This is a genomic window from Arthrobacter sp. B055-34, assembly GCF_059090425.1.
This window is the reverse complement of sequence record NZ_JBNHFQ010000015.1, coordinates 36,686-63,283: the sequence shown is the minus strand read 5'-3', so window position 1 is coordinate 63,283 and position 26,598 is coordinate 36,686. Positions and strand designations below refer to the sequence as shown.

At 65.4% G+C, this 26,598-nt stretch carries 17 protein-coding genes and 5 riboswitches; of the genes, 10 read left to right on the top strand and 7 right to left on the bottom strand.

Annotated elements, in window-relative coordinates; all coding sequences use genetic code 11:
• Positions 1-145 precede the first annotated feature (145 nt).
• Positions 146-985 carry a DUF1206 domain-containing protein gene (locus tag AC5RWO_RS20555; protein ID WP_498733670.1) on the top strand — a complete coding sequence of 280 codons (840 nt, stop codon included), beginning with the start codon at positions 146-148 and terminating at the stop codon, positions 983-985.
• 78 nt (positions 986-1,063) lie between these two features.
• Here AC5RWO_RS20555 and AC5RWO_RS20550 read toward each other — a convergent pair whose 3' ends face one another.
• The 6 genes from AC5RWO_RS20550 to AC5RWO_RS20525 all read right to left on the bottom strand — a co-directional run bounded on the left by AC5RWO_RS20550 (position 1,064) and on the right by AC5RWO_RS20525 (position 9,101).
• Positions 1,064-2,470, bottom strand: a complete 1,407-nt coding sequence (locus AC5RWO_RS20550; RefSeq protein WP_498733668.1) for an LLM class flavin-dependent oxidoreductase — start codon at positions 2,468-2,470, stop codon at positions 1,064-1,066.
• Positions 2,471-2,559: 89 nt separating this feature from the next.
• Positions 2,560-2,649: riboswitch (SAM riboswitch) on the bottom strand.
• A 114-nt stretch (positions 2,650-2,763) separates the two neighbouring features.
• Positions 2,764-3,993: an acyl-CoA dehydrogenase family protein gene (locus AC5RWO_RS20545; RefSeq protein WP_498733666.1), complete on the bottom strand. Its 1,230-nt coding sequence runs from the start codon at positions 3,991-3,993 to the stop codon at positions 2,764-2,766.
• A complete protein-coding gene (locus AC5RWO_RS20540) occupies positions 3,990-5,438 on the bottom strand; it encodes an LLM class flavin-dependent oxidoreductase (RefSeq protein ID WP_498733665.1) in 1,449 nt (482 codons plus the stop codon). Before AC5RWO_RS20540 ends, AC5RWO_RS20545 begins: the two co-directional genes overlap by 4 nt.
• 47 nt (positions 5,439-5,485) lie before the next feature.
• The gene (locus AC5RWO_RS20535; RefSeq protein WP_498733662.1) at positions 5,486-6,832 is read right to left on the bottom strand and encodes an MFS transporter; all 1,347 of its coding nucleotides are present in this window, start codon (positions 6,830-6,832) and stop codon (positions 5,486-5,488) included.
• Between the two features lie 93 nt (positions 6,833-6,925).
• Positions 6,926-7,092: riboswitch (SAM riboswitch) on the bottom strand.
• Between the two features lie 77 nt (positions 7,093-7,169).
• Positions 7,170-8,384, bottom strand: a complete 1,215-nt coding sequence (locus AC5RWO_RS20530) for an acyl-CoA dehydrogenase family protein (RefSeq protein ID WP_498733660.1) — start codon at positions 8,382-8,384, stop codon at positions 7,170-7,172.
• A 76-nt stretch (positions 8,385-8,460) separates the two neighbouring features.
• Positions 8,461-8,574, bottom strand: a riboswitch (SAM riboswitch).
• Between the two features lie 110 nt (positions 8,575-8,684).
• Positions 8,685-9,101, bottom strand: a complete 417-nt coding sequence (locus AC5RWO_RS20525; protein ID WP_264667624.1) for a CoA-binding protein — start codon at positions 9,099-9,101, stop codon at positions 8,685-8,687.
• A gap of 92 nt (positions 9,102-9,193) precedes the next feature.
• Positions 9,194-9,308, top strand: a riboswitch (SAM riboswitch).
• 11 nt (positions 9,309-9,319) lie between these two features.
• Here AC5RWO_RS20525 and AC5RWO_RS20520 point away from each other — a divergent pair.
• The 5 genes from AC5RWO_RS20520 to acs all read left to right on the top strand — a co-directional run bounded on the left by AC5RWO_RS20520 (position 9,320) and on the right by acs (position 15,932).
• A complete protein-coding gene (locus AC5RWO_RS20520; protein ID WP_498733658.1) occupies positions 9,320-10,531 on the top strand; it encodes a cobalamin-independent methionine synthase II family protein in 1,212 nt (403 codons plus the stop codon).
• 436 nt (positions 10,532-10,967) lie between these two features.
• Positions 10,968-11,807 (top strand): ABC transporter ATP-binding protein, encoded by an 840-nt coding sequence (locus tag AC5RWO_RS20515; protein WP_498733656.1) that lies wholly within the window; start codon positions 10,968-10,970, stop codon positions 11,805-11,807.
• Positions 11,808-11,947: 140 nt separating this feature from the next.
• Positions 11,948-12,994: an aliphatic sulfonate ABC transporter substrate-binding protein gene (locus AC5RWO_RS20510; protein ID WP_498733654.1), complete on the top strand. Its 1,047-nt coding sequence runs from the start codon at positions 11,948-11,950 to the stop codon at positions 12,992-12,994.
• Positions 12,994-13,920, top strand: a complete 927-nt coding sequence (locus AC5RWO_RS20505; protein WP_498733652.1) for an ABC transporter permease — start codon at positions 12,994-12,996, stop codon at positions 13,918-13,920. Before AC5RWO_RS20510 ends, AC5RWO_RS20505 begins: the two co-directional genes overlap by 1 nt.
• Positions 13,896-15,932, top strand: a complete 2,037-nt coding sequence (acs, locus tag AC5RWO_RS20500; RefSeq protein ID WP_498733651.1) for an acetate--CoA ligase — start codon at positions 13,896-13,898, stop codon at positions 15,930-15,932. The genes AC5RWO_RS20505 and acs overlap by 25 nt, the downstream gene beginning before the upstream one ends.
• A gap of 209 nt (positions 15,933-16,141) precedes the next feature.
• Here the strand turns inward: acs and AC5RWO_RS20495 are convergent, their stop codons facing one another.
• Complete coding sequence (locus tag AC5RWO_RS20495) at positions 16,142-16,468, bottom strand: DUF559 domain-containing protein (protein ID WP_498733648.1); 327 nt, start codon at positions 16,466-16,468, stop codon at positions 16,142-16,144.
• A 664-nt stretch (positions 16,469-17,132) separates the two neighbouring features.
• A riboswitch (SAM riboswitch) is annotated at positions 17,133-17,227 on the top strand.
• A gap of 119 nt (positions 17,228-17,346) precedes the next feature.
• Here AC5RWO_RS20495 and sfnG point away from each other — a divergent pair.
• From sfnG to AC5RWO_RS20475, 4 genes are all read left to right on the top strand, one after another.
• Positions 17,347-18,531: a dimethylsulfone monooxygenase SfnG gene (gene sfnG / locus AC5RWO_RS20490; protein WP_498733645.1), complete on the top strand. Its 1,185-nt coding sequence runs from the start codon at positions 17,347-17,349 to the stop codon at positions 18,529-18,531.
• Positions 18,531-20,006 carry an O-acetylhomoserine aminocarboxypropyltransferase/cysteine synthase family protein gene (locus AC5RWO_RS20485; protein WP_498733643.1) on the top strand — a complete coding sequence of 492 codons (1,476 nt, stop codon included), beginning with the start codon at positions 18,531-18,533 and terminating at the stop codon, positions 20,004-20,006. Before sfnG ends, AC5RWO_RS20485 begins: the two co-directional genes overlap by 1 nt.
• On the top strand, positions 20,003-20,503 hold the full coding sequence (locus AC5RWO_RS20480; RefSeq protein WP_498733642.1) for a CoA-binding protein: 501 nt from the start codon (positions 20,003-20,005) through the stop codon (positions 20,501-20,503). The genes AC5RWO_RS20485 and AC5RWO_RS20480 overlap by 4 nt, the downstream gene beginning before the upstream one ends.
• 358 nt (positions 20,504-20,861) lie before the next feature.
• Entirely contained in the window at positions 20,862-26,585 is a 5,724-nt protein-coding gene (locus AC5RWO_RS20475; RefSeq protein WP_498733641.1) for a peroxidase family protein, read from the top strand.
• The last annotated feature ends 13 nt before the right edge of the window (positions 26,586-26,598 follow it).

The window sequence follows — 26,598 nt, the reverse complement described above, 5'->3', positions numbered from 1 at the left end:
AGCGGCGATCCGCCTGTGGAGAAGTCCGGCTTTCCAAGTCCCGTCCAAGTCTTTGGTGGGAGGATGGATTCAAGAGTACGACGGCGGCACGCCCCTATGGGGAAGAGTCGCCTTTGGCGGTACGAGGCAGACGGAGGTGCGGCGCATGAGCGGCGAAGTGGAGAAGGCGAAGCACCAGGCGAAAAGGGCGAAAGACGGTGCTGAGGAAGCCTCGGAGTCGAAGACTTTGGAAGTGGTGGCCCGCTTTGGCTGGGCCGCCAACGGGCTGATTCATTTGCTGATCGGCTTTATTGCCCTACAACTTGGCCTCGGAACATCGGGGGAAGCAGACCAAGCCGGGGCGCTCTCCCAGCTCGCCAGCACTCCGGGCGGGGCATTCCTGCTGTGGGCCGGGCTGATTGCCTGCGCCGCTCTGGCATTGTGGCAGCTCGCCGATGCCGCGTTTGGCTACCGCGAGCTTGAAACCAAGAAGAAGTGGGGCAAACGGTTCAAGGCCGCCTGCCTGGCCATCGTCTTCGCCGTCATTGGCTTCGCGTTCGGCAGCTATGCCCTTGGCGGCAAGAGCGACAGCAGCCAATCGTCGCAGGACGCCAGCGCCCAGTTGATGGCTTTCCCCGGCGGCGCGCTGGTGCTTTTCCTGATCGGCGCGGGCATCGCCATCGCGGGAGCCTTCTACATCTACAAGGGCATCACGCAGAAGTTTCTGGACGATCTGAAAACCCTGCCGCCGGGCGGCGCGAGGATCGCCATCAGCTGGGCTGGCTCTTTCGGCTACGTGGGCAAGGGGGCAGCGCTGCTGGTGCTTGGCATTCTTTTCTCGGTCGCGGCGTTCCACCAGGATGCGGAGGAAGCCAAGGGCCTCGACGGCGCACTGAAGGCGCTGCAGGAACAGCCCTTCGGCGACGCCGCGCTGATTGTGGTGGCCCTCGGCCTCATCTGCTACGGACTGTACTTGGGCGCACGTGCCCGCTACGCCAAAATGTAGCGGGCACGTGCCGGGCCTATGTTGACCGGTTTCCTAACGCCGCCCCTGGCCTGAGTCAGGACATCCTTCCCGACTGGGTCAGGACGCGGAGACGGCTGCGCCGAGGCGGTAGCCGGCGCCGCGGTGCTGCTCAGGCAGCCGGTCGCCCTTGCCGAACATTTTGTTGCGCAGTGTTCCCTCCGTGTACTTAGTCGGGTAGGCGCCGCGCTTCTGCAGTTCCGGAACGACGAATTCGACGATGTCCTCAAAGGTGCCCGGTGTGATGGCGTAGGCCAGGTTGAAGCCGTCCACATCGGTCTCGTCCACCCACTCGATGAGCTTTTGGGCAACTTCTTCGCCGGACCCAACGGTGATCGGGCCAAAGCCGCCGACGCCGACCCACTCGGCCAACTGCCGGATGGTCCATGGCTTGCCGTCGCAGCCGGAGGCCTTCTGGAACGTCTCCACGGAGGACTGGATGGCGTTGGACTTCACGTTCTCGCCGATCACGTCGTCCGGCCCGTAGCTGGACAGGTCCACGCCCATCCAACCCGAAATCAGCGCCAGCGCACCGTTGACGTCGGCGTAGGACTTGTAGTCCTCGAACTTGGCCTGCGCGGTGGCGCTGTCCGGACCGGTCACAACGGTCTGCATCGCGTAGATGCGAACGTCGTAGCGGCCGCGGCCGGCTGCCTCCACCGCATCGCGGATCTTCTTAACCGAGGCGGCCAGCATTTCCTTGGTCGGGCACGTGACGAAAACGGCTTCGGCATTCGTTGCCGCGAACTCGGTTCCACGCTTGGACGCGCCGGCTTGGAAGATCACCGGGGTGCGCTGCGGGCTCGGCTCGGTAATGGCAATGCCCGGGACCTTGAAGTACTTGCCCTCGTGCCCAATCTCGTGCACCTTGGCCGGATCCACAAAAACACCGGCTTCCCGATCCTTGACCACGGCGTCTTCTTCCCAGGAGCCTTCGAGCAGCTTGTAAACCACCTCAAGGTACTCGTCGGCGTGGGCGTACCGCTCGTCATGCTCCATCTGGTCCGTTTGGCCCATGTTGCGCGCGGCGGAGGGGAGGTAACCCGTGACGACGTTCCAGCCGACGCGGCCGTTGGTCAAGTGGTCCAATGTGGCCAGCCGGCGGGCGAAGGGGTACGGATGCTCGTAGGCGGTGCCGGCGGTGAGGCCGAAACCGAGGTTCTCGGTCACTGCGGCCATGGCCGAAACCAGCATGAACGGATCGTTGACCGGGACCTGGGTACCCGCGCGGAGCGTGACTTCGTTGGAGCCGCCGAACACGTCGTAGGTGCCCAGCACGTCGGCGATGAAGAGGCCGTCGAAGAGGCCCTCTTCCAGCACTTTGGCCAGGTGCGTCCAGTAACCGATGGTCTTGTAGTCGGCGGACTTGTCCTGGGGATGGCGCCAGAGACCGGGCGACTGGTGTCCAACGCAGTTCATGTCGAAGGCGTTGAAGCGGATTTGCCTGGCGGCGGGTACCAATGTCATTTCAGACTCCTTCATGACCGTGAAGAGCCCATACACCGGTAGCTGAGGTCGCTGACGAATGCCGCGGCGGCTACCGAAAGAATTTTGGATCTCCATCGGTCCTGGCGGTAGCACCTTCCTCAAAGAGGGGGTTGCTGCGGCGTCAACGAGCCAGGTCTCTCAGCCGCTCTGGATGGTTACTTGTCTATTCCACCGCAGTCCGGCGGCGGGCGTGAAATTCCTACGTCATACCGGGTAATCACCCGACTGCTGTTCGCGCACCCGCCGTCCGCGACTGCCGTTGGCATCCCCGTTCAGGACTTGGCCGGCGCATCACCGATGCTGTGCAGTCCCTCGGGCGTGGTGCCGTTGACCTCATAGTCGCCAATGGTCCGCGCCTTGAAGACGGTGGGATTGTGCGTGGCTACGGTCCGAGCGTTGCGCCAATGGCGGTCCAGCGCTTTGCCCCTGGACGTCGCGCTGGCTCCCGTGACGTCAAACAGCTGCCCGGTGGCCTCAAGAACCAGCTCCGGAACAACGATCTGCGCCTTCTCCACAGCAGCTTCCCCGCGGATGTAACGCTGAACGTCGTCGAGCGGGAGGGACTTGTCTGCCGCGGCATCCAGTTCCCGTGCCGCGGTCAGGACCACCGATTCGGCGGCGAATGCTTTGGCCGACAGTTGGCCGACAAGCTGAAGGATCAGTGGGTCATTGCGGAACAGTTCGCCGGTTCCGGTGTTAAAGGTCCGCTTGCGGTTCCGCACCAGGATCTTCGCGTCCGCGAGCGCCGCATTGCCAATCCCTGCCAGTACGGCGAGCAGCACCAGCTGGAAGAATGCCGGTTCGTGCGTGCTCGACGGCTTGCGTTCGATAACGTCGGCCGGCTCCACCACGGCATCGCGGAAGTAGGTTGTCCCCGTCCCGGTCAGCTGCTGGCCGAAGCCATCCCAGTCGTCAACGATCTCCACGCCCGCCTGCTTGGTATTGACGACGGCGTACTGCCGCCCCTCGATACCGTCGGTACTGGCCATGACCGCGATCCACTCCGCGAAGATGCTGCCGGTGGTGTAGTACTTTTCACCGTTGAGCAGCCATCTCCCGCCGTCCCTGACCAGCTTGGTGTTCGTGGTGCCCAGCGCGTTTCCGGCCTTCTCCGTGGCCGCGTTGCCGAAGATCTCGCCGGCCACAATGCGCGGATACCAGCGGCGGGCAAACGCCTCGCCTTCCAGGCCAACCGTCTCGACGAAGGCGAAGTGTGAGCGGTACAGGTGGGCGACGCTGGAGTCCGCCGCCGCAAGTTCGATCAGGAGGCGGAAGAAGTGCTCGAAGGAGACACCGTCGCCGCCATGCTCCAGCGGCACCCGCAGTTTCCCGAAGCCTGCCGCGTTCAGCCACGCAACTTGTTCGAACGGCAGAATCCTGTTCAGTTCCCGGTCCAGTGCCCCCTGGGCGATCCGCTCGAAGACCGGCCGAAAGCGGCCGGCCAACCGCCCGTAAGTTGCTTCCGCGGTCTCGGTGCACTCGTTCGCGATAGTTTCCGTCATCGTCTTCCTTCCAAAACCTTGTTCTGTGCTGCGGCTGAGAATTCATCGAAGGCGCCGCGGTACTGACGTGCGGGGTGCCGGTCGTTGAGCTGCGACCCGTTGTAGCCCTCGCCGCCGCCGAACAGCTTTTCCCGGAAGCTTCCCCGCGCGTACTCTGTCTGCGCCAGTCCCCTGCTGCGCAGTTCCGGCAGCACTCCGTCGATGAAGTCCGTGTAGGAACCGGGCAGGATCTGGTTGATGATGTTGATGCCGTCCACGCCGGCGTCCTGCCACTGCTCCAGCCGGTCGGCAATCTGTTCCGGGGTTCCCTTGACCCGGTGGGCCCGCCCGCGGAAGTTGGCGATATCGCGCAAGGTCGGGTTGCCTCCGGGGACCGATTTGCGCAGGCTCTCCAGGTGTCCCTGCGTGCCTTCCGTCTGGAAATCGCCCAGCGGCGTGTCCGGATCCAGTCCGCCCAGATCTACGCCGAGACCGCCGGCGATGTGGGCGATCATCGCTCCGGAGTCCAGGTATTCGTCCAGCTCGGCTTCTTTACGGTCCGCCTCCGCCTCGGTGCCGCCGACGATGAAATGCAGCCCCTGGAAGAACTTCAGGTCCTCGGCCCTGCGCCCGGCCGCAACCGTCTGGCTCCGCACGGCTGCGGTATATGTGGCGGCGGCTTCGGGATGCGCCGCCAGCATGAAGGTCGCCTCGGCATTGGCGGCGCAGAACTGCTGGCCGCGGCCCGAGCTCCCTGCCTGGAACAGCACCGGGGTCCGCTGGGGCGACGGCGAAGACAGGTGCGGTCCATCGATCGAATACCGTTCGCCGCGGTGGTAGATCTTATGGACCTTTTCCGGATCCGCGTGGACTCCGGACGCCTTGTCCTGGACCAGCGCGCCGTCATCCCAGGAGCCTTCCCACAGTTTGTAGACCGCGGAGACGTACTCTTCGGCCCAGGCGTACCGGTCTTCGTGCGCGGCCAGGCCGCCGCCGCCAAAGTTCCGGTGCGCATTATCCAAGGCGCTGGTCACAATGTTCCAGGCTGCGCGACCGTTGGAGATGTGGTCCAGGGTGGACATCTGCCGCGCGAACTGGAACGGATGGCTCTGGATCACCGATGAGGTCGCCGCCAGCCCGATCTCCCGGGTTGCGCCGGCAAGCGCGCCCAGCAGGATGAGAGGATCGTTGGCCGGCACCTGCAGGCCGCGCCGGATGTGCGAGGCCCATCCGCCGTCGTCGTCGCCGTAAAGACCGACGACGTCGGCGAAGAACAAGGCGTCGAACTTCGCTTCCTCCAGCTGCCGGGCCAGGTCCGTCCACAGCTGCAGGTCATTGAAGCGGTGCTGCTGCGCCTGCGGATGCCGCCATTGTCCGCCCATGATATGGCTGTTGGTGTTCATGACGAAGGCGCTCAGCAGCAGGCGGGGACGCCCCTGCGGGTAACGCGTACTCTCGGTGGCCAAAACGGGCCCCTTTCTTTGAAAGTGCGGTTGCCGGGTCCCGGCTCGGGTCAGGAAGCGGAGACGAGCTCCGGCTTCGCATCCGCCTGGTCGTTCCCGGACAATGGTCGGTCCTTGGTCTCGGGAGCCTTGAGCGTGGCGATGATGGTGATGGCTGAGACGCCGAGGAAGTACACGATGACCCAGACCGGATTCCCGCCGCCGGCTGCCAGCAGAGCCGTCGCCACCAGGGGTGCCAGGCCGCCGCCGAGTACCGAGCCGAGTTGGTAGCCGAGGGAGACCCCGCTGAACCGGACGCGTGTGCTGAACAGCTCGGAGAAGAACGCCGCCTGCGGACCGTACATGGCGTCATGTCCGACGTTCAGGCCGAACACCACGCCGAGGACGATCAGGAAGAACACACCGCTATCGAGCAGCCAGAAGAACGGGATGACGGCCACGGCGCTGCTGACTGCCCCGAAGAGGTAGACCCTGCGCCGGCCGATGACATCCGACAGCCAGCCCCACAGCGGGACGGTGACCAGGCCCAGCGCGGACGCGATCAGCACGGCAGCCAGGCCGGTATTGCGGTCCGTTCCGGAGACCTGGGTCAGGTACGTCAGGATGAAGACGGTGTAGACGTAGTAGAAGGCATTCTGCGCGATGCGGAGGCCAGTAGTGAGCACAACCTGCCGTGGGTGGGTCTTGATGCTCTCCAGCACCGGGCGGTCAGCAACCTTTTCCACCTGCTGTACACGCTTGAACTCTGCGCTGTCTTCAACGGACAACCGGATCACCAGTCCGACGGCAACCAGCAACAAGCTGGCCACGAAGGGGATCCGCCAGCCCCAGGCCAGGAACTGTTCGTTGGTCATGGAGTTCTCCAGCACCAGCAGCACGCCCGTGGCCAGCAGCATGCCGGAGGTCGGCCCCAGCTGTGTGGCGCTGCTGGTCAGTCCGCGGCGCTTCGGTTTGGCGTGCTCCACCGTCATCAGGGCCGCACCGGCCCATTCGGCCCCGTAACCGATGCCCTGGAGAACACGCAGCAGCAGCAACAGTACGGGGGCGACCCAGCCGATCTGTGCGTAGACCGGCAGCAGACCGATGGCGGTGGTGGCCAGACCGGTCAGCAGCAGCGAGGCAACCAGCACAGTCTTGCGACCGATCCGGTCGCCGAAGTGGCCGCCGAGAATCCCGCCGACCGGACGGGCGACGAAGCCGACAGCGTAAGTCGCAAAGGCGGCGATGGTGCCGACCAGTGGTTCGGCCGGGGCGAAGAACAATGGCCCGAAAACGGTGGCCGCTGCGAGCCCGTACAGGACAAAGTCATAGCCTTCGATCGTCGTGCCGATGAAGCTGGCGACGGCGACCTTCGTAGTCATTTTCTTAGGCGGGGAAGGGTTTACGGTGGTGCTCATTACTGTCTCTCCTTTGGCGTCAGCCGAGAAGATGCAGCGCACATCCGATCGGACCACGGCAGAAGGCAGTGGGAGGGACCGGTTGAGGCGCTTACTCCATCGGTCCTGGCAGTAGCACCCTACGGAACAGGTCTTACTGCGCTAGTTCGGCGCAGCCCTCGACAAGTTCCTTGTTATCAGCGCGAATCCAGGGAGATTCGTCGTGACCAGGGTTGCTGCGGCGTCATAGAGCCAGGTCTCTCAGCCGCTCGGGATGGTTACACGTTCAGTGTGGGACCAGTCACCGGTCCGCGAAAAAGCGGTCGTCACATGCCGTAACCGGCCCCACACGGAACGGCTAGACTGCTGCGGTTTGGCGTTCCGCATCGGCGCCGGCGACACCAATGGTCCAGACATAGGGCGGCTCCGTAGCGTTGACCTCCCAGTCGCCGACGATCCGCGACTTGTAGATGAACGGGTTGTGCGTGGCCACGGTGCGGGCATTGCGCCAGTGGCGGTCCAGCGCCTTGCCCGTGCTGGTCGAGGATGCACCCAGCACATTGAACAGGGCTCCCGCCGCGTCGGGCACCAGATTGCTCAGCACAATCTGCGCCTGGCCGGATTCAAGTTCGACGGCGATGTTGGCCGCCTTTTCGGCGTCGTCGTTTTGCAATCTTGAAGCGAAGACCCGGTCGAGGCTCTGGGCCACGCGCAGGGTGGTGGCTTCCGCGGCGTAGGCCTTGGCGCTGATTTCGCCGACAACCTGCAGGATCTGGGCGTCGTTACGCACCAGCGGGGCGTTGCCGTGGCCGAAGACGCGCTTCCGCTCGCGGACGTTCGCGGCGACGTCGGTGACCACGGCCTTGGCGATGCCGGCCAGGCTGACCAGCAGGATGTGCTGGTAGAGGGCCGTCTGGTAGGGGAAGCGATCGGCGAAGGCCGAGACGTTGGCCGGGTCCACTTCGGCGTCGGTGAACACCGTGGTCCCGCTGCCTGTAAGCCGCTGGCCGAAGCCGTCCCAGTCGTCGAAGGTCTCCACGCCAGCGGTCTTGGTGGAGAGGATGACGGAGACGTCCGAACCGTCCGGGCGCTTGGCCGTCACATCGATCCAGTCGGCGAAGATGGTGCCGGTGGTGTAGAACTTGCGCCCGTTCAGCACCAGCTTGCCGCCGGCTTCGTCCAGCACGGTGCCCGTGCCGCCGGCGCCGGGCTCGGTCCACGCGTTGCCGGCCAGCTGGCCGTTGGCGAACCGCTGCAGCCAGACGCTGCGATCTTCGCGGTGATGGTGGTAAAGGTGTTCCTCCGTCAAAGCGATGTGCGCGCGCAGGGCCTGCGGAATGTTGCTGTCCGCGGCGGCGAGCTCGATGAGCAGCTGGGTGAATTCTTCCCAGCTCAGGCCGTCCCCGCCGAATTCCGTGGGGATGCGCGCGGCGCCGAAGCCGGCTTCCTTCAGCCAACCGATCTGCTCGAACGGCAGTTCCCGGGCCTGTTCACGGTCCAGTGCACCGGTGGCGATGCGTGCGAAGATCGGCCGGTACTTGGCGGCGGCCTTGGAGAATGCGTTGTCGGTCATGAGGTGCTCCTTGGGCAGAGGCTCCCACCTGCCTGCGGCGCGCAACAATCCAAAAGAAGGGGACGCAGCCGGGAGGGGGCCGTACTTGCCGGACACGGTTTGTGCACGGCCAGATCCTCATCTGGGGCACCCCACTACGGGAGAGGGTTGCCGCCCAACCAGCCAGAGCTTGTCGTTGGGACTCTTGATCTTGGAGTTCAGTATGCCGAGGAGCCAGGCTCCCCCAAACAAAAATGAAGTTATGTGAATGCGGGCACCGCTACGCCCGGCAGCTACACAGGCCCGGCTGCAGGCCCACCGCTACAGGCCGAGGTACGGCGCCTCGATCTTCGGGCAGGTGTCCATGACAACGTCCAGCCCGGCGGCCTTGGCCCGTTCCGCCGCGGCTTCATCGATCACACCGAGCTGCAGCCACACGGCCTTCGCGCCGACCTCGATCGCCTGGTCCACCACGGGACCGACCTTCTGCGAGTTCACAAAGCAGTTCACGACGTCGATCTCGCCCGGGATCTCCGCCAGCTTCTTGTACCCCTTTTGCCCGTGGACGTCGTCGCCCTTGAGGCTGACCGGAATGATCTCCATGCCCAGCCGGTCCATCATGTAGCGCGACACGCTCAGCGCCACGCGGCGGGGATTGTTGGAGAGGCCTACCACGGCCCAGCGCGCCGGGGTGCTCAGCAGCCGCTTGATGACTTCGGGATCATTCTGATGCGCCATGCCGCCAGCCTACCTGCGTCACATTCACTCGGGAATGGCGGGGCGCGGTTGGCGGACTTGCGCCGGCAACTCGAAATGCCATTTAGTGGAAGGACCCATCCCGAGCGGCCGAGAGACCTGGATCAATGAAGCCGCAGCAACCCGCCCCCTTGAACAAGCCATCAGGCTGAACACGGGCAACGGTGCTACTGCCAGGACCGATGGAAAGGAACTCCACCATGTCCTCAAACACCGACCACATCCGCGTCACCCACGCCGGTTCATTACCCAGGACGCCCGAGCTGCTGGCCGCCAACGAGTCGAAGGAAGCCAACGGAATTACCCCGGAATTCCTGGACCTGCTCGAGAAGTCGGTGATCGACGTCGTCGCCCGCCAGCGGAACCTGGGCATCGATATACCGAACGACGGCGAGTACGGGCATGCCATGGCCAGCTCCGTTGATTACGGCGCCTGGTGGAACTACTCCTTCGCGCGCCTGGGCGGACTCGAACCGACCAATGTGGACCGCTGGGCCGATGCCGAAGTGCGCCGCTCCTCGCCCGGCAACATTGTGCTGACGTCCTTCCCGGACCGCCGCGACCGGCAGAAGTTCAACGACGCCTACAACGATCCGTCGTCGGGCATCCTGGCGCACCGCAAGTCCGTCACGCAGCCGAAGATCGCCGGCCCGCTGACCTACACCGGGCATGACATGGTGAAGTCGGACGTGACCAACCTGAAGAAGGGCCTCGACGCCGCCGGGCTGTCCGAAGGTTTCGTGGCCGCGCTGTCCCCGGGTTCCTGCGCGCGCGTGGCCAACGAGTACTACAAGACGGACGAAGAGCTGCTGTACGCCTGCGCCGATGCCATGCGTGAGGAATACAAAGCTATTATCGACGCTGGCCTGACGGTCCAGCTCGATGACCCGTCCCTGGCGGAGAGCTGGGATCAGATCAACCCGGAGCCCAGCCTGGAGGACTACCTGAAGTTCATCCAGCTGCGCGTCGAGGCCACCAACTGGGCGCTGCGCGACCTGCCGCAGGAGCAGATCCGGCTGCACGTCTGCTGGGGCTCCTGGCATGGCCCGCACACCACCGACATCCCGTTCGCGGACATCATCGATTCGGTGCTGCAGATCGACGCCGGCGCGTACTCCTTCGAGGCCGCCAACGTCCGGCACGAGCACGAGTGGCGCATCTGGGAAGACACCAAGCTGCCCGAGGGCAAGTCCATCATTCCGGGCGTGGTCTCCCATGCGACCAACGTCGTCGAGCATCCCGAACTGGTGGCGGACCGGATTGAGCGCTTCGCCCGCCTGGTGGGCCGCGAAAACGTCATCGCCTCCACCGACTGCGGCCTGGGCGGGCGCGTGCACCCGCAGATCGCCATCGCCAAGCTGGAGGCGCTGGGCCAGGGCGCGGACCTCGCCACCAAGCGCCTCAGGAAGTAGCCTCCCCGGTAATCTGCTCGGCTGCCTCCCGCTGACTGTGCAGATAATGCCCTTTTGCCCGCCGGGAAAGGGCATTATCTGCACAGTGGACGGCGGTTAGGGCAATCTGCGCGGCGGTTAGAGCCCAATCCGGACAGGGGCTAGGCGGCCAAACTGCCGGCAGACGGTGGGTGATCGCCCTTTCCGGCACGGCTTTATTACGCGGGATTGTTACAGCCGCCTTGCCGAATGGGCCTTTCGTGCAGTTTAGTTGGCGTTGACCATCCCGAGCGGCCGAGAGACCTGGATCGATGAAGCCGCAGCAACCCTGGTCGTTGGAAACCTCCCCTGGTTCCCCGCGATAACGAGGTGACAAGCCACGGGAACGGCTAAGCGAAAGCTGCGCCGCAAGGCTTGATCCGTAGGGTGCTACTGCCAGGATCGATGGAGTGATCTCATGACTGCAGTAATCCCGTCCGCGCGGCCGGCGGCCCCTTCCAGCAGCGTCGACCCGGCCCACCATGCCTCGGCCTTGCCGGTTTCCTTCCGCGCGCTGCGCCGCACCTTCGGCACCGGGAACGCCGCCCACACCGTGCTCCGCGACATCAACTTCGACGTCCGGCGCGGTGAAGTCCTCGCCATCCTCGGCCCCAGCGGCTGCGGCAAGTCCACGCTGCTGCGCGCCGCGGCCGGGCTCGACGCCCCCAGCGCGGGCTCCGTGGACATCGACGGCACGCCGGTCCAGGGCATCGATTCGCGCTGCGCGTTCGCCTTCCAGGAACCTCGACTGCTGCCCTGGCACACGCTGCAGGCCAACGTGGCCATCGGCCTGCCCACAGGCACAACCGCGAAGCAGGGCAAGTCCAAGGTCGCCCGCCTGCTGGAACTGGTGGGGCTGGACAAGTTCGCCAAGCACCGGCCGCGCGAGGTCTCCGGCGGCATGGCCCAGCGCGCCTCGCTGGCCCGCGCCCTCGCCCGCAACCCCGGCGTGCTGCTGCTCGATGAGCCCTTCGGCGCACTGGATGCGCTGACCCGGATCAAGATGCAGGACCTGCTGCTCAACGTCCACACCGCCGAACCGACCACCGTCCTGCTGGTCACGCACGACGTCGACGAGGCCCTGCAACTGGCCGACCGGATCATCGTGCTGGGCAAGGAAACCGGCAAAGAGCACGACGGCGCCACCATTGTGCGTACCGTCGATGTCCCCGGCGACCGCCCGCGTGACCGTGGTTCCGTGGAGCTGGCCCGAATGCGCAGCTCCCTGCTTGCCAGCCTCGGCGTCGACGGCCACTAACGCCGTCCGGCTGGTACGGCGGCCGGTAGCGCCGTCGTACTCCCCTGTTTTCTCCTGAGCTATGCCGGGTCCGTTGTGGCCCGTTACACCCGTGTTCCGCGGATCGTCTCCTGTTCCGCACTACTTTTGAAGGATCAATCATGTCGCTTGCCAGCCGCTTTTCCCGCCGTTCCCTCTTCGGCGCGGCCGCCGTTGCCGCCTCCGCTTCCCTGGCCCTGACCGGCTGCGTGGCCGGCGAGGATTCCGAAGCCACCGCCGCTGCAGGGGCCGCCGGCGACGGTGTCCTGAACATCGACTTCGCCACCTACAACCCGTTGAGCCTGATCATCAAGGAAAAGGGCTGGCTCGAAGCCACACTGGCCGAGGACGGCGTGGAGGTCAACTGGATCCAGTCCGCCGGGTCCAACAAGGCCAACGAGGCACTGCGTTCGGGCGCCGTCGATGTTGGCTCCACCGCTGGTTCCGCCGCCCTGCTGGCCCGTGCGAACGGCTCGCCCATCAAGACCATCGACCTCTACTCCCAGCCCGAGTGGTCCGCCCTGGTGGCGCTGCCGGAGTCCGGCATCGAGAAGGTCGAGGACCTCAAGGGCAAGTCCGTGGCCGCCACCAAGGGCACCGATCCGTACTTCTTCCTGCTGCAGTCCCTCGAGGAAGCCGGGCTGACCCCGGAGGACGTGACCGTGCAGAACCTGCAGCACGCCGACGGCTGGAGCGCGCTGAACAACGGCTCCGTGGACGCGTGGTCCGGCCTGGATCCGATCATGGCCGGCGCCGAGCAGGAGGGCGCGGAGCTGTTCTACCGGAACCTGGACTTCAACACCTACGGCTTCCTGAACGCCACCGAATCCTTCCTCGAAGAAGAGCCGGAACTGGCACAGACCGTGGTCAACGCGTATGAGAAGGCGCGTGCCTGGGCCGCCGAGAACCCGGAAGAGACCGCGCAGATCCTCGCCGACGTGGCCGGACTGGATCTTGAGGTGGCTACCACGGTGATCACCGAACGCAGCAACCTGGACGTCGACCCGGCGCCGGGCGAGGTGCAGCGCGCCGTGCTGGAGAAGATCGGCCCGGCCTTCGTCGAAACCGGCGACGTGGCCAGCCAGAAGCAGATCGACGACGCCGTCGATACCCTGCTCGTAGACTCGCTGGTGCTCAAGGCTGACCCGTCAGCCATCAGGGAATCCTGATGACGCATATTGGGAATTCTGGAGCCACCGGCAACAGCGTTATCGCCACCAGTAAAGAAGGCCTCGAGGCTACTGGCGTGACGGTAACAACCGCAGGCGCAGCCCAGCCGGGTCCGGCAGGTCCTTCACAGGACCGCTCCCCGGCAAACGGATGGTCCCCGGCCGGGGTACTGGACCATGGCTGGGCGCGCCTGTTCCTTGGACTGCTCATTCCCGCCGCGCTCATCGCGGCCTGGCAGTGGAGCACATCCGCGGGCCTCTTCAGCGTGGTCCAGCTGCCGCCGCCGGCCATGGTGTTCGAGGCGGCGGCCGACCTGATTCAGCGCGGCGAGCTGGCTACGCATATTGCGATCTCGACCCAGCGCGTGCTGATCGGCTTCGCCTTCGGCGCCGCTCTGGGCCTGGCGTTCGGTGCCTTGGTGGGCCTGTCCCGCTGGGCCGATGTCCTGCTGGCGCCGCTGATCGGCGCCCTGCGTGCAGTCCCGTCCCTGGCGTGGGTGCCGCTGCTGATCCTGTGGATGAAGATCGGCGAGGACTCCAAGGTCACGCTGATTCTGATCGGCGCCTTCTTCCCCGTCTTCACCACGGTGTCGCTGGCGCTGCGCCACGTGGACCGCAACCTGGTGGAAGCCGGCCGGGCCTTCGGGCTCAAGGGTCTGAAACTGCTGACCACGGTGCAGCTTCCCGCCGTCGTTCCTTCTGTATTTTCCGGACTTCGGCTCGCGCTGGCGCAGGCGTGGCTGTTCCTGGTGGCAGCGGAACTGATCGCGTCCTCGATGGGACTAGGCTTCCTGCTGACGGACTCACAGAATAATGGCCGCACGGACCGGTTGCTGCTGGCGATCGTCCTGCTGGCCGTCATTGGAAAGATAACCGACGCGCTCCTGGGAGTCGCGGAGAAATGGGCAGTAAAACGATGGGCATAAACGTAGCCGAAACCGCCGCCGGACAGACCCCCGCGCCGGAGACCCCGGCCATCGCCTGGGCCGAGCCGCAGACCGAGACCGAGCGCATCGCGTTCTGGGAGGCGGCCGCCCGGAGCCTGGACTGGGCCGAGCCCTGGCACACTGCGCACTCCGCCACCCCTGTGGACACCGAGGCGCGCCGCGGGCCGGAGCTGCGCTGGTTCGACGGCGGCAAGCTCAACGCCGCCTACAACTGCGCCGACCGCCATGTGGAGTCCGGCTGCGGCGCCAAGGTGGCGCTGCACTTCGAGGGCGAGCCGGGCGACCGCCGCACCGTCACGTACGCGGACCTGCAGCGCGAGGTCTCCAAGGCGGCCAACGCGCTGCTGGCCTTGGGCATCACCAAGGGCGACCGCGTGGTCATCTACCTGCCGGTGATCGTCGAGACCGTGGTGATCACGCTGGCCTGCGCCCGCATCGGTGCCGTGCACTCGCTGGTCTTCGGCGGCTTCTCCTCCGAGGCGCTGAAGTTCCGCGTCGAGGACACCCGCGCCAAGCTGCTGGTCACCACCGACGGCCAGTTCCGCCGCGGCCAGGCCGTTCCCGTCAAGGCCAACGCCGATGAAGCCGTTGCCGGGGACAACGCGATCGAGCATGTTCTGGTGATCAACCGGACCGGCCATGCGGACATCAACTGGGTGGAAGGCCGTGACGTCTGGTGGCACGATGTCGTCGACACCGCCTCCGAGGTCCACGAGCCCGAGGCGTTCGACGCCGAGACGCCGCTGTTCATCATGTACACCTCCGGCACCACCGGCCAGCCGAAAGGCCTGGTCCACACCACCGGCGGCTACCTGACGCAGGCCTCCTTCAGCCACGAGTACCTGTTCAGCAACCCGGATCCGGCCCAGCGCGACGGCGACGTCCACTGGTGCACCGCGGACCTGGCCTGGGTCACCGCGCATACCTACGAGATCTACGGCCCGCTGTCCAACGGTGTCACGCAGGTCATCTTCGAGGGCACGCCGAACACGCCGCACCCGGGCCGCCACTTCGAGATCATCCAGCGCTACGGCGTGACCAGCTACTACACCGCGCCCACGCTGGTCCGCTCCCTGATGGGCTGGTTCCCGGACGGCGTCCCGGCCGAATACGACCTCAGCTCCATCCGCCTGTGCGGCACGGTCGGCGAGGCCGTGAACCCCGAGGCATGGCGCTGGCTGCGCAGCCAGGTTGGCCGCGATTCGCTGACCGGGGATCCGGCGTCGGGCGTTCCCATGGTGGATACGTGGTGGCAGTCCGAAACCGGCGCGACCATCCTCTCGCCGCGCCAGACGGACGCGTCATTCAAGCCCGGCTGCGCCACCCGCGCCTTGCCCGGCGTTGCCACTGACATTGTCGACGACGCCGGTACGCGCGTGGGCGCGAACGTCCAGGGCAACATCGTGGTCACCAAGACCGGGCCCTCGATGGCGCGGACGGTATGGGGCAACCCGGAGCGCTACTTCACCTCCTACTGGGAGAAGTACGCGGACCAGGGCTGGTTCCTGGCTGGCGACGGCGCGCGTTTCGACGACGACGGCGACACCTGGATCCTAGGCCGCACGGATGACGTGATCAACATTTCCGGCCACCGCTTGTCCACCATTGAAATCGAGTCCGCCCTGGTCTCGCACCCGGCGGTGGTGGAGGCCGGCGTATGCCCCACGTTTGACGCGAAGACCGGCCACGCCGCAACCGCGTTTGTGGTGCCGGCAGACAAGTCGCTGATCGCTGCGTCCACGGCCGCCGAGCCGACGGTTGAGCAGGCTGCGGCTGCTGCCGAGTTGCGAGCGCATGTTGCGACGCAGATCGGGCCGATCGCCAAGCCGCGCGAGATCGTGTTCGTTCCGGACGTGCCCAAGACCCGGTCCGGCAAGATCATGCGGCGTCTGCTGACCCAGCTGTTCGAGGGCAGCACGTTGGGCGACACCACGAGCCTGCAGAATGAGCCCTGCATTGCGGACATCAAGGAGATCTGCGAGGCGCGGTAGCCCCGGTCCGAGGGGTGGGGCACCGCAGCCGGCCCCACGCCCCGGCCCCGGCCCCGAGGCTGGGCTACCGGGCTCCGGGCCCCCGCTCGAGCCCATGTTTTGAAGGAAGTATCTGGATCATGCCTAGTCACAGCTTGAGCAGGTTCCAAAACATGGACCGTTACGCTTGAACTTGGGCTCGAGCATCCATCGTTCGCGCATCACTCGGCTCAGGCCACTCGACGAACTGCCGCTTGCACCTCGGCCACGACTTTCTCCGGCGTGAATACCAGGTCCTCGAACAGATAGCGCAAAGACGGATAACCGCTCAGGACCGCGGCGTTGTTTCGCTTCCGGTCTTTGCGAAAGGAAACGCGGTCCCAGTGAAAGTCGAAGCCGTCCAGTTCGACGATGAGGCATCGCTCGACAATCATGTCCACGCGTCCAACGCCTCGAACCTGCACCTGAGTTTCTACGTGAAGTCCTGCCGTGCGGAACAGATCCCGGGCAATGACTTCAAGCGGTGAATCGGCATCGTCCCCAATGCTGCTAACCACTTCCCTCCGGACACCGTTCCGCCTACCTGGCAAGAGTTCCAACAGTTGATCCCGGGATACTGCTTTCCGTCGCACTGCCGACTCTGCAATCACCAGTGCTTCCAGCCGGGGACGGCAACGAATGGCATGAAGGACGCAGTCGAGGACTGAGACGTAATTGCCCGGGCCTCGCTCGCCCAACAGCTGCCCGCGGTGCTTGACGAAGGGGCCGGTGTGCCGGCCGTTGTGTGTCCACACATGCACTTGGCCCGGATCCTTAATGGTCCATAAGCCGAGCTCTTTGGCAGCTGAGACACAAGTGAGCAACCCGCCCGGCATCAGCGCAGTCCGGAGAACCGGGTCAGCATTTGGCGTTCCAACGAGTCCCCTCCTCAGCGCAACGATGTCCCCATGCGCGATGGCTGCCTTGATGCGGTAAGACCCGAAGCCCGCCTTGGCCAAGTCCGCGGCTTTGAGCGTACCCCCGTACCGTGCCACATACTCTGCGATGGGATCCACGTTCTGCATAGTCAAGAGGATGTCCAGATATGCAGTCCCACGGCCAGAGTCTCGTCGCAGTTGTGGAAAACATTGTTGATATCCCGCGCACTCGGCAAACTCCCGGGAGAACGCAATGCGGCTAAATATTCTTGGTCGCCGCCGGTAACACTTGCGAGAATAGTCGGGACCATCCCGAGCGGCCGAGAGATCTGGCTCATTGACGCCGCAGCAACCATCCGGACTCCACCGGAGAGGTGCTACCGCCAGAAGCGATGGAGAGAGCGCAAGCAATCTTTGATCCGGATGGCGCAAGGCTGTCCGGCCTGGCGCCCGACGGATCGTCATTGCCCGGGATTCCCGCACATCGCGCCGCGGCGCAGACTTTGAAGGAATTCGCCATGAGCACCAACACCTCGGTCAGCCAGATCGCTGATCTCGAAACCCCGCTGAAATTCGCCTATTGGGTCCCGAACGTTTCCGGCGGCCTGGTGGTTTCCACCATTGAACAGCGCACCAGCTGGGACTTCGACTACAACAAGAAGCTGGCCCGGATCGCCGAGAACTCGGGCTTCGAGTACGCCCTGACCCAGACCCGCTACGCCGCCAGCTACGGCGCGGACAAGCAGCACGAGGCCACCAGCTTCTCGCTGGCCCTGCTCGGCGCCACCGAAAAGCTCAAGGTCATCTCCGCTGTCCACCCGGGCATGTGGCATCCCGGCGTGCTGGCCAAGTTCATCATCACGGCGGACCACCTCTCCGGCGGCCGCGCTGCCGTCAACGTTGTCTCCGGCTGGCTCAAGGACGAGTTCGTGAACTTCGGCCTGGAGTGGCTCGAGCATGACGAGCGCTACGTCCGCACCGAGGAGTTCATCCGGGTGCTGCGCGGCCTGTGGACCGAGCAGGAGTACTCGCAGGCCGGCAAGTACTACAACATCAACAACTTCACCCTGAACCCGGCGCCGCTGGACGTCCCGGGCCGGGCGCACCCGGAGATCTTCTTCGGCGGCAACTCCACCGCCGCCCAGGCCGCCGCCGGCCGCACCGCCGACTGGTACTTCTCCAACGGCAAGGACCTGGCGGGCTTCGAGGACAACATCTCCGGCGTCACGGCCGCCGCAGCCGCCGTCGGCCGCACCCCGAAGTTCGGGCTGAACGGCTTCGTCATCGCCCGCGACACCGAAACCGAGGCCAAGGACACCCTGCGCGAAATCGTGGAGAAGGCACACCGCCCCGCCGTCGAAGGTTTCCGCGCCGCAGTCCAGGAAGCCGGTGCTTCCACCAAGGACGGCAAGGGCATGTGGGCCGATTCGAGCTACGAGGACCTGGTCCAGTACAACGACGGCTTCAAGACAGGACTTATAGGTACGCCGGAGCAGATTGCCCAACGTATCGTGGAGTTCAAGAAGATCGGCGTGAACCTGATGCTGACCTGCTACCTGCATTTCCAGGAAGAGGTCGAGGCCTTTGGCCGCAACGTCCTGCCGATCGTCCGCGAACTCGAGGCAGACCTGGCCCGCAAGAACGGTACCGAGCTGAACACGGACCTGCTGCCCGAAACCAACTTCGAAGGAGCCACTCTTTAATGGCTGAACGCACATTCGGCTTCCGCACCCGTGCCCTGCATGCGGGTGGAACTCCCGATGCCGAGCACGGTGCCCGCGCCGTACCGATCTACCAGTCCACGTCCTTCGTCTTCAAGGACACCGACGACGCCGCCAACCTCTTCGCGCTGCAGAAGTACGGCAACATCTACTCGCGGATCGGCAACCCCACGGTGGCCGCATTCGAGGAGCGGATCGCCTCGCTCGAAGGCGGCATCGGCGCCGTCGCTACCTCCTCCGGCATGGCCGCCGAATTCATCACCTTCGCCGCGCTGACCGGAGCCGGGGACCACATTGTGGCCTCGTCCAAGCTCTACGGCGGGACGATCACCCAGCTCGACGTCACGCTGCGCCGCTTCGGTGTGGAGACCACGTTCATCGACAGCAATGATCCGGCGGATTTCGCCGCAGCGGTTCAGGAGAACACGAAGGCCGTCTACACGGAGATCGTCGCCAACCCGTCCGGCGACATTGCCGATCTCGAGGGCCTGGCCAAAGTAGCGCACGACGCCGGGATCCCCCTGATCGTCGACGCCACCTTGAGCACGCCGTACCTGATCCGTCCGATCGAGCACGGCGCCGACATCGTCATCCACTCGGCCACCAAGTTCCTGGGCGGCCACGGCACCACGCTGGGCGGCGTCGTCGTCGAAAGCGGTCTTTTCAACTGGGGCAACGGCAAGTTCCCGACGATGACGGAGCCGGTGCCCTCGTACGGCAATGTCTCCTGGTGGGGCAACTTCGGCGAGTACGGCTTCCTGACCAAGCTCCGCTCGGAGCAGCTGCGCGACATCGGGCCGTCGCTGTCGGCGCAGTCCGCGTTCCAGCTGCTGCAGGGCGTGGAGACGCTGCCGCAGCGGATGGACGAGCACCTGAAGAACGCCCGCAAGGTCGCCGAATGGCTCGAGGCGGACGAGCGCGTCTCCTGGGTCAACTATGCTGGCCTGCCCTCGCACCCGCACCACGAGCGCGGCCGGAAGTACCTCCCGCAGGGCGTTGGATCGGTGTTCTCCTTCGGGGTCAAGGGCGGCCGCGTTGCCGGACAGAAGTTCATCGAGTCCCTGCAGCTGGCCTCCCACCTTGCCAATATCGGCGACGCGCGGACCCTGGTCCTGCACCCGGGCTCGACCACGCACCAGCAGCTGACCGGCGAACAGCTGCTGGCCGCCGGCGTGCCCGAGGACCTGATCCGCATTTCCGTGGGTCTCGAAGACGTCGAGGACATCCTGTGGGATCTGGACCAGGCCCTGGCCGAGTCCCAACATGCCGGCGCCGAGCACGGCCCCAGCCGCGACCATGAAGACGACGTCTTCGACACGTCGGAGTTCGCGTCGCCGTCCTATGCCGGTGAATCCTGCACCGTTCCGGCGGCCCGCAGCGCACATACCGAACCGGGCACGCGAGTGGTCGAGTCGGTCGAGGATCTCGTCGAAGCCGAAGAAGGAGCTGCCAAGTGAGCGTATCCGCGCCAGAGCGCAAGTGGGTAGGGCCGTCCGCAGCGGAGCGCCTGAACATCCTGCGCAACACCAAGACCATCGCCATTGTCGGTGCCTCGGACAAGCCGAGCCGGGCCAGCTACTTCGTGGCCACGTACCTGCTCTCCTCGAGCAAGTACAAGGTCTACTTTGTGAACCCGGTCGCCAAGGAGATCCTGGGCCAGCCGGTCTACGCCTCGCTGGCGGACCTGCCCGAGGTCCCGGACCTGGTGGAGGTTTTCCGCAAGCACGATGACCTCCCCGGCGTGCTGGATGAGTCCATCGCCGTGGGCGCGAAGACCATCTGGCTCCAGCTCGGCTCCTGGCACGAGGAAGTCGCGGCCAAGGCCGAGGCAGCCGGGCTCAATGTGGTCATGGACCGCTGCGTCAAGATCGAGCATGCACGCTTCCATGGCGGCCTGCACCTGGCCGGTTTCGATACCGGAGTCATCTCCTCGAAACGCCAGCTGACAGCCTGATTAACCCATCTGGAGGGGGCGAGCGGTGCCTACGGCAACCGTTTGCTCCCTCTGCTTTTCCCTACAATCCAGCCCAAAACGTACCCATCCCCTTGTTTAGGGGATCCCGCAGACCCCCCATCTCTAGGTTTTTACCAAGGTCCTGCCTCGACGATTAACTCCGGCCCATTAACAATCGATGAAGTCCGCGTCGACTGATGAGCCGCTAATCGAGACCGAGGGGTCTTAGATGTTCACTCACAGGGTTATGGGGAATAAGCGGGAGGATGCGCGGGGGCGCAAAGCTTCCTCCCGTGAAGCTGGTGCCGGGCAACCGGCCGCAAAACAAACTGGATACCGGCGCCGCGGCGTCGCCGGCATGCTCGCTCTTGTACTAACCACGTCGCTGGGCCTTCCGGCCCTTGCAGGTCCGGCCCACGCTGGGGTGGTGGGCCAGGGATTTACCGTTACGCCAGCGGATCTGGCGTTTATCCTCAAGCAGATCAAGATTTCCGAGGCCCATGTGGCCAACACGACGTCCGCCACGGGCCCCTGCGGAGCACTGCTCGGCGACGGCCCCAACCAGGTGCCGGGCCCGCTGGTCTCCTACGGACTGCGCACGGTGGACGGTTCCTGCAACAACCTGCAGGAGGACCGCGAAAACTTCGGCGCCGCGCAGGAGAAGTTCCCGCGGCTCACTACGCCGGACTTCCGGCTGGCCGAAGACAGCACGTCGACGAGGGTCGCCGCCACGGCCGACCCCGGGTACGCCTCCAAGAAGGACGTTTGGGACTCGCAGCCGCGAGTCATCAGCAACCTGATCGTGGACCAAACGTCCACCAACCCCGCAGCCGTCAAGGCGGCGGGCTTTCCGTTGCGCAGCCAGACCACCGACGGCGTTGTCCCCTGCACCACGGATCCAACACCGACGACGGCGGGCGTTCCCGAGGGCTGTGTTCCATCAGGGGAAACACTGTTCATCCCGAATGTCACCACCGACGTCGGACTCTCGCCGCCCTACAACGGCCTGTTCACGCTCTTCGGACAGTTCTTCGACCACGGCCTCGACCTGGTCAGCAAGTCCGGCGGCACGGTCTATGTCCCGTTGAAGGACGACGATCCGCTGATCCCCGGACGCGACGGAAAGCTGAACACGGCCGATGACCTGCCGCCGCACCTGCGCTTCATGGCGGTGACCCGGGCAACCAACCAGCCCGGCCCCGACGGCCAGATGGGCACCGACGACGACATCCAGGAAGCCACCAACCGGACCAATCCCTACGTGGACCAGTCCCAGACCTACGCTTCCCACCCGTCACACCAGGTTTTCCTGCGCACGTATGCGAAGAACACCGCCGGCAAGCCAGTCTCCACCGGTGAGCTGCTGACCTCGGCCGACGGCGGCATGGGCACCTGGCAGCTGCTGAAGAAGCAGGCTGCCGAGCTGCTCGGCCTGAAGCTGGTCGACGCCGATGCACTGAAAATCCCGGTGGTTCTCACTGATCCGTATGGCAAGTTCGTTCCGGGTCCCAACGGCCTCCCGCAGTATGTGACGGCGACCGGACTCGTGGAAGGCAACCTTGCAGCCCCCGTGCCTGCGCCCGAAAACGTGGACCGGGTCAGCGAGGCCTTCGTCGAGGACATCGCGCACAACGCCGTCCCCGCTCCCGGACTGATCCCGGACGAAGACACTGCCATCACTCCGCCCACCGCGCGCCAGACCGCCGGGACCTACGACAACGAGATGCTGGACCGGCACTTCGTCGCCGGCGACGGCCGCGTCAACGAGAACATCGGCCTGACCTCCATCCACCAGATCTTCCACTCCGAGCACAACCGCCTGGTGGATGACATCCAGAAGGTCCTCACCGAAGACACCGGCAATGCCCGGGGCGATGCTGCCCTGAAGGAATGGCAGCTCGCCGCCGGTGCGGCAGGCTGGAACGGGGAGCGCCTCTTCCAGGCTGCACGGTTCATCACCGAGATGGAATACCAGCACCTGGCCTTCGAGGAATTCGCCCGCAAGGTCCAGCCGCTGATCGAACCGTTCTCCGGCTACCACGACGACGTGAACTCCGCGATCAGCGCCGAGTTCGCCCACGCCGTGTACCGGTTCGGCCACTCGATGCTCACCGACACCATCTCGCGCACCAACGAGGACGGCTCGTCGAACGATACGCCGCTGCTGAACGGGTTCCTGAACCCGGTGGCCTACACCGACGGCGGTTCCGCCGGCGTCCTGGACTCCAAGTCCGCGGCCGGCAGCATCGCCATGGGCATGTCCAACCAGGTGGGCAACGAGCTCGACGAGTTCGTGACCGACACGCTGCGCAGCAACCTGCTGGGCCTGCCGCTGGACCTCGCCGCCATCAACATGGCCCGGGCCCGGGAAACCGGCCTGCCTTCGTTGAACAACCTGCGCAAGGAGCTGCACGCCAAGACCAACGACAGCCAACTGATGCCGTACAAGAACTGGATCGACTTCGGGCTGAACATCAAGCATCCCGAGTCGCTGGTGAACTTCGTTGCCGCCTACGGCACGCACGAAACCATCACGTCCAAGACCACGCTGGTGGAGAAGCGGGAGGCCGCCCGGCTGATCGTGGATCCGCCGTTCGACACCGCGCCGGAAGCCATTCCGGCCGACGCCGGCGACTTCATGGGCGCCACGGGAACCTGGGCGGACAAGCCAACCGGCCTGGACACCGTGGACCTGTGGATGGGCGGCCTCGCCGAACGGACCAACCTGTTCGGCGGCCTGCTCGGCTCAACCTTCAACTATGTTTTCGAGAAGCAGATGCTCGACCTGCAGAACGGCGACCGGTTCTACTACCTGGTGCGTACGCCAGGCATGAACCTGTTCTCGCAGCTGGAAGGCAACTCCTTCGGTGAGATGATCATGCGCAACACCAACGCGCACTCCATCACCGCGGACGTCTTCTCCACCGCCGACTGCAAGTTCCAGCTGGCCAACTTGGGCGGCACCGGTACGAACATCGCGGATGATCCGGCGTCGGAATGCAACGAGACCGAGCTGCTCATCCGGATGCCGGACGGCACCATCCGCTACCGGACAATGAACTCGATCGATCCTCCCGGCATCAACGGCCAGAGCGTCTTCAACGGTACCGACAGCAGGGATCTGGTCTGGGGCGGCGTCGATAACGACACGTTCTGGGGCGGCCCGGGCAATGACCGCATTGAAGGCAACGACGGCGCCGACACCGCCTTGGGCGGCGAAGGCAATGACATCATCACCGACGCCGCCGGGGATGACGTCCACAAGGGCGGCCCCGGTAATGACGCCATCGATGCCGGACCGGGTCTGGACATCCTGCTCGGTGGAGACGGCAAGGACCTGCTCAACGGCGGCGCCAACACCAATGAGCACTTCGGCGGCCCGGGCGATGACTTCATCATTGCCGGCGGCGGAATGGACACAGTGTTCGCGGACTCCGGCGATGACTGGATTGAAGGCGGTGACGGAGCCGACCTGCTCCAAGGTGATTCCGGCGCTCCCTTCTTCGACGATCCAAACAAGCCGGGCCATGACGTCATCAACGGCCAGAACGGCGATGATGATTACGACGCCGAAGGCGGAGACGACATTCTGCTCGCCGGTCCCGGCATCGAACGCAATGCGGGAGCGGCCGGCTTCGACTGGTCCAGCTACGAGTTCGATGAGCTGCCCGCGGATGCGGACCTGGAGCTGAGGCTGCTGGGTGTTCCGCTTCCGGTGGACGTCCTGCGCGACCGCCATGCGGAAGTCGAGGGACTTTCGGGCGGCAGCAGGAACGACATCCTGCGCGGCGACAGCGTGGTACCCCGGACCGCTGTGGCCGAGGGCTTCTCCGGAGGCAACTGGCTGGACGCTGACAGCGTCAAGCGCATCCGCGGCCTGGAAGCCCTGCTGCCCGCCGGCGCAACCTCCGGCACGGCCGTCTGGGGCGAAGGCAACATCATCCTCGGCGGCGGCGGCAACGACACCATCGAGGGACGCGGGGCCGACGATATTCTCGACGGCGACAAGGAACTGCGGGTCCGGCTCAGCGTCCGTACCGACGCCTCCAACGCAGCCACCGAGATCGGATCGGCAACGGCGCTGGCCAAGACCTACCTGGCCGGCAGCACGGAGACACTGCAGCAGGCGATCTTCGCGGGCAAGGTGGATCCGGGCAACGTCGTCGTCGTTCGTGAAATCGTTGACAGCGCCAGCCCGGGCAATGCGGACGTCGCGGTGTTCAGCGATATCCGCAGCAACTACACCATCACCACCACTCCGGCCGGCGCCCAGCCGGGCGCTCCGGGCAGCGTCACCACCGTCACGCATAATGTAGCTGACGGCGATGCCTTGACCGGTGACGGCACCGACACCCTGCGCAACATCGAGCGCCTGGTGTTCGCCGACACGCAGGTCCCGGGTGCGCCGACCGGCGTGACGGCCACGGGCGGCAACGCTTCGGCCAACGTTGGCTGGTTTGCACCGGCAGGTTCCTCCATCACCGGTTTCGACGTCAGGGTACTGGATGCTAATGGCGCCCAGATCGGCGCGCTTCGGCGGGTCGACGCCACAACGACCTCGCTGCTGGTGGACGGCCTGACCAACGGATCGACGTACCGGTTCCAGGTCCGCGCGGTCAACGAAGCAGGCGCCGGCGCCTACTCCGCTCCGAGTGCAACCGTAACCCCGGCTCCGGTTGCGGCCGCCGCCCCGGCCATCGGCACTGCCACCGCCGGCGACCAGCAGGCCACCGTGCGCTGGAGCGCTCCGGCCAGCAACGGCGGATCCGCAGTGACCGGCTACAAGATCATGGTGATCGACGCCGGCAATGCCCAGGTGGGTGCACTCCGGGAGGCCGGAGCCACCGCCACGAGCATGGTGGTCACCGATCTGCCGGCCGGCAGCCAATTGCGCTTCCAGGTCGCCGCGGTGAACGCGGTGGGTACGGGAGCCTTCTCGGATCCGTCGAACGCCGTCGAGCCGGTGGAGACGGTAGCCCCGACGGTCACCGCCACTACCCCGGCGGATGCGGCGACGGGAATCCTGCTCGGCGCCAATCCCACGGTGACCTTCAGCGAACCCGTGACCGGCGTCAGCAACACCACCATGGTGCTGCGCAATGCCGCCACCAACGCAACCGTTGAAGCCACCGTGACCCAAACCAACGGGAACATGACGGCGGTCCTGGATCCGGTTGCCGATCTGGCTGCCAACACCCGGTACGAGGTAACGGTGACAGGCGGCGCCACGGCCATCCGGGACGCCTTCAACAACCCGGTGGCTTCGGCCACCTGGAGCTTCACCACGGAGGCCGGCCAGCCTGCCACGGTCAAGAACGTCGACTTCACCGGCGACGGTTTCGCCGACCTGGTGGCGCGCGACGGCAACGGCCGGCTGTGGCTGTACCGCAGCGACGGCGACGGCAACCTGATGTCGCGCACCGTGCTCGGCTCCAGCGGCTGGAACGTTATGAACGCCATCGCCAGCCCCGGCGACTTCGACGGGGATGACAAGGCGGACATCATCGCCAAGGACAGCGTCGGTTCCGGCCGGCTCTGGCTCTACCCCGGCGACGGCGCGGGCAGTCTCGGCACGCGGATCCTCATTGGCTCCAGCGGCTGGGACGCGATCAACGCGGTCTTCAGCGGAGGCGATTCGGATAACGACGGCGACACGGACCTGATTGCCCGTGACACCTCGGGCCGGCTCTGGTTCTACCCGGGCAACGGTGCGGGCCGCTTCGAGCCGCGCGAGCTGATGGGCTCCAGCGGATGGAACTCCATCACCAGCCTGCACAGTCCCGGCGACTTCGACAGGGACGGCAACTCGGACCTGGTGGCACGGACCACGGACGGGCGACTGTGGATGTACCCGGGCACCGGCACCGGCAGGCTGGATCCGCGGATCCAAATCGGGACGGGATGGAACTCCATGAGCGCCATCTTCAGCCCCGGTGACCTCAACAGCGACAACAACCCGGACGTTATCGCCCGGGACGCTGACGGACGGTTGCTGCTCTACCCGGGCAACGGCACCGGCGGGTTCACACCGCGGCAGGTCATCGGCAACAGCGGCTGGAATGCGATGAGCATCCTGTTCTGAGCCGAAGCAGCCA

What these genes read in the sequence shown, in the direction of transcription:
- AC5RWO_RS20555 (WP_498733670.1), top strand. Translation starts at nt 146, where the DNA reads ATGAGCGGCGAAGTGGAGAAGGCGAAGCACCAGGCGAAAAGGGCGAAA.
- AC5RWO_RS20550 (WP_498733668.1), bottom strand. Translation starts at nt 2,470, where the DNA reads ATGACATTGGTACCCGCCGCCAGGCAAATCCGCTTCAACGCCTTCGAC.
- AC5RWO_RS20545 (WP_498733666.1), bottom strand. Translation starts at nt 3,993, where the DNA reads ATGACGGAAACTATCGCGAACGAGTGCACCGAGACCGCGGAAGCAACT.
- AC5RWO_RS20535 (WP_498733662.1), bottom strand. Translation starts at nt 6,832, where the DNA reads ATGAGCACCACCGTAAACCCTTCCCCGCCTAAGAAAATGACTACGAAG.
- AC5RWO_RS20530 (WP_498733660.1), bottom strand. Translation starts at nt 8,384, where the DNA reads ATGACCGACAACGCATTCTCCAAGGCCGCCGCCAAGTACCGGCCGATC.
- AC5RWO_RS20525 (WP_264667624.1), bottom strand. Translation starts at nt 9,101, where the DNA reads ATGGCGCATCAGAATGATCCCGAAGTCATCAAGCGGCTGCTGAGCACC.
- AC5RWO_RS20520 (WP_498733658.1), top strand. Translation starts at nt 9,320, where the DNA reads ATGTCCTCAAACACCGACCACATCCGCGTCACCCACGCCGGTTCATTA.
- AC5RWO_RS20515 (WP_498733656.1), top strand. Translation starts at nt 10,968, where the DNA reads ATGACTGCAGTAATCCCGTCCGCGCGGCCGGCGGCCCCTTCCAGCAGC.
- AC5RWO_RS20510 (WP_498733654.1), top strand. Translation starts at nt 11,948, where the DNA reads ATGTCGCTTGCCAGCCGCTTTTCCCGCCGTTCCCTCTTCGGCGCGGCC.
- AC5RWO_RS20505 (WP_498733652.1), top strand. Translation starts at nt 12,994, where the DNA reads ATGACGCATATTGGGAATTCTGGAGCCACCGGCAACAGCGTTATCGCC.
- acs (WP_498733651.1), top strand. Translation starts at nt 13,896, where the DNA reads ATGGGCAGTAAAACGATGGGCATAAACGTAGCCGAAACCGCCGCCGGA.
- sfnG (WP_498733645.1), top strand. Translation starts at nt 17,347, where the DNA reads ATGAGCACCAACACCTCGGTCAGCCAGATCGCTGATCTCGAAACCCCG.
- AC5RWO_RS20485 (WP_498733643.1), top strand. Translation starts at nt 18,531, where the DNA reads ATGGCTGAACGCACATTCGGCTTCCGCACCCGTGCCCTGCATGCGGGT.
- AC5RWO_RS20475 (WP_498733641.1), top strand. Translation starts at nt 20,862, where the DNA reads ATGCTCGCTCTTGTACTAACCACGTCGCTGGGCCTTCCGGCCCTTGCA.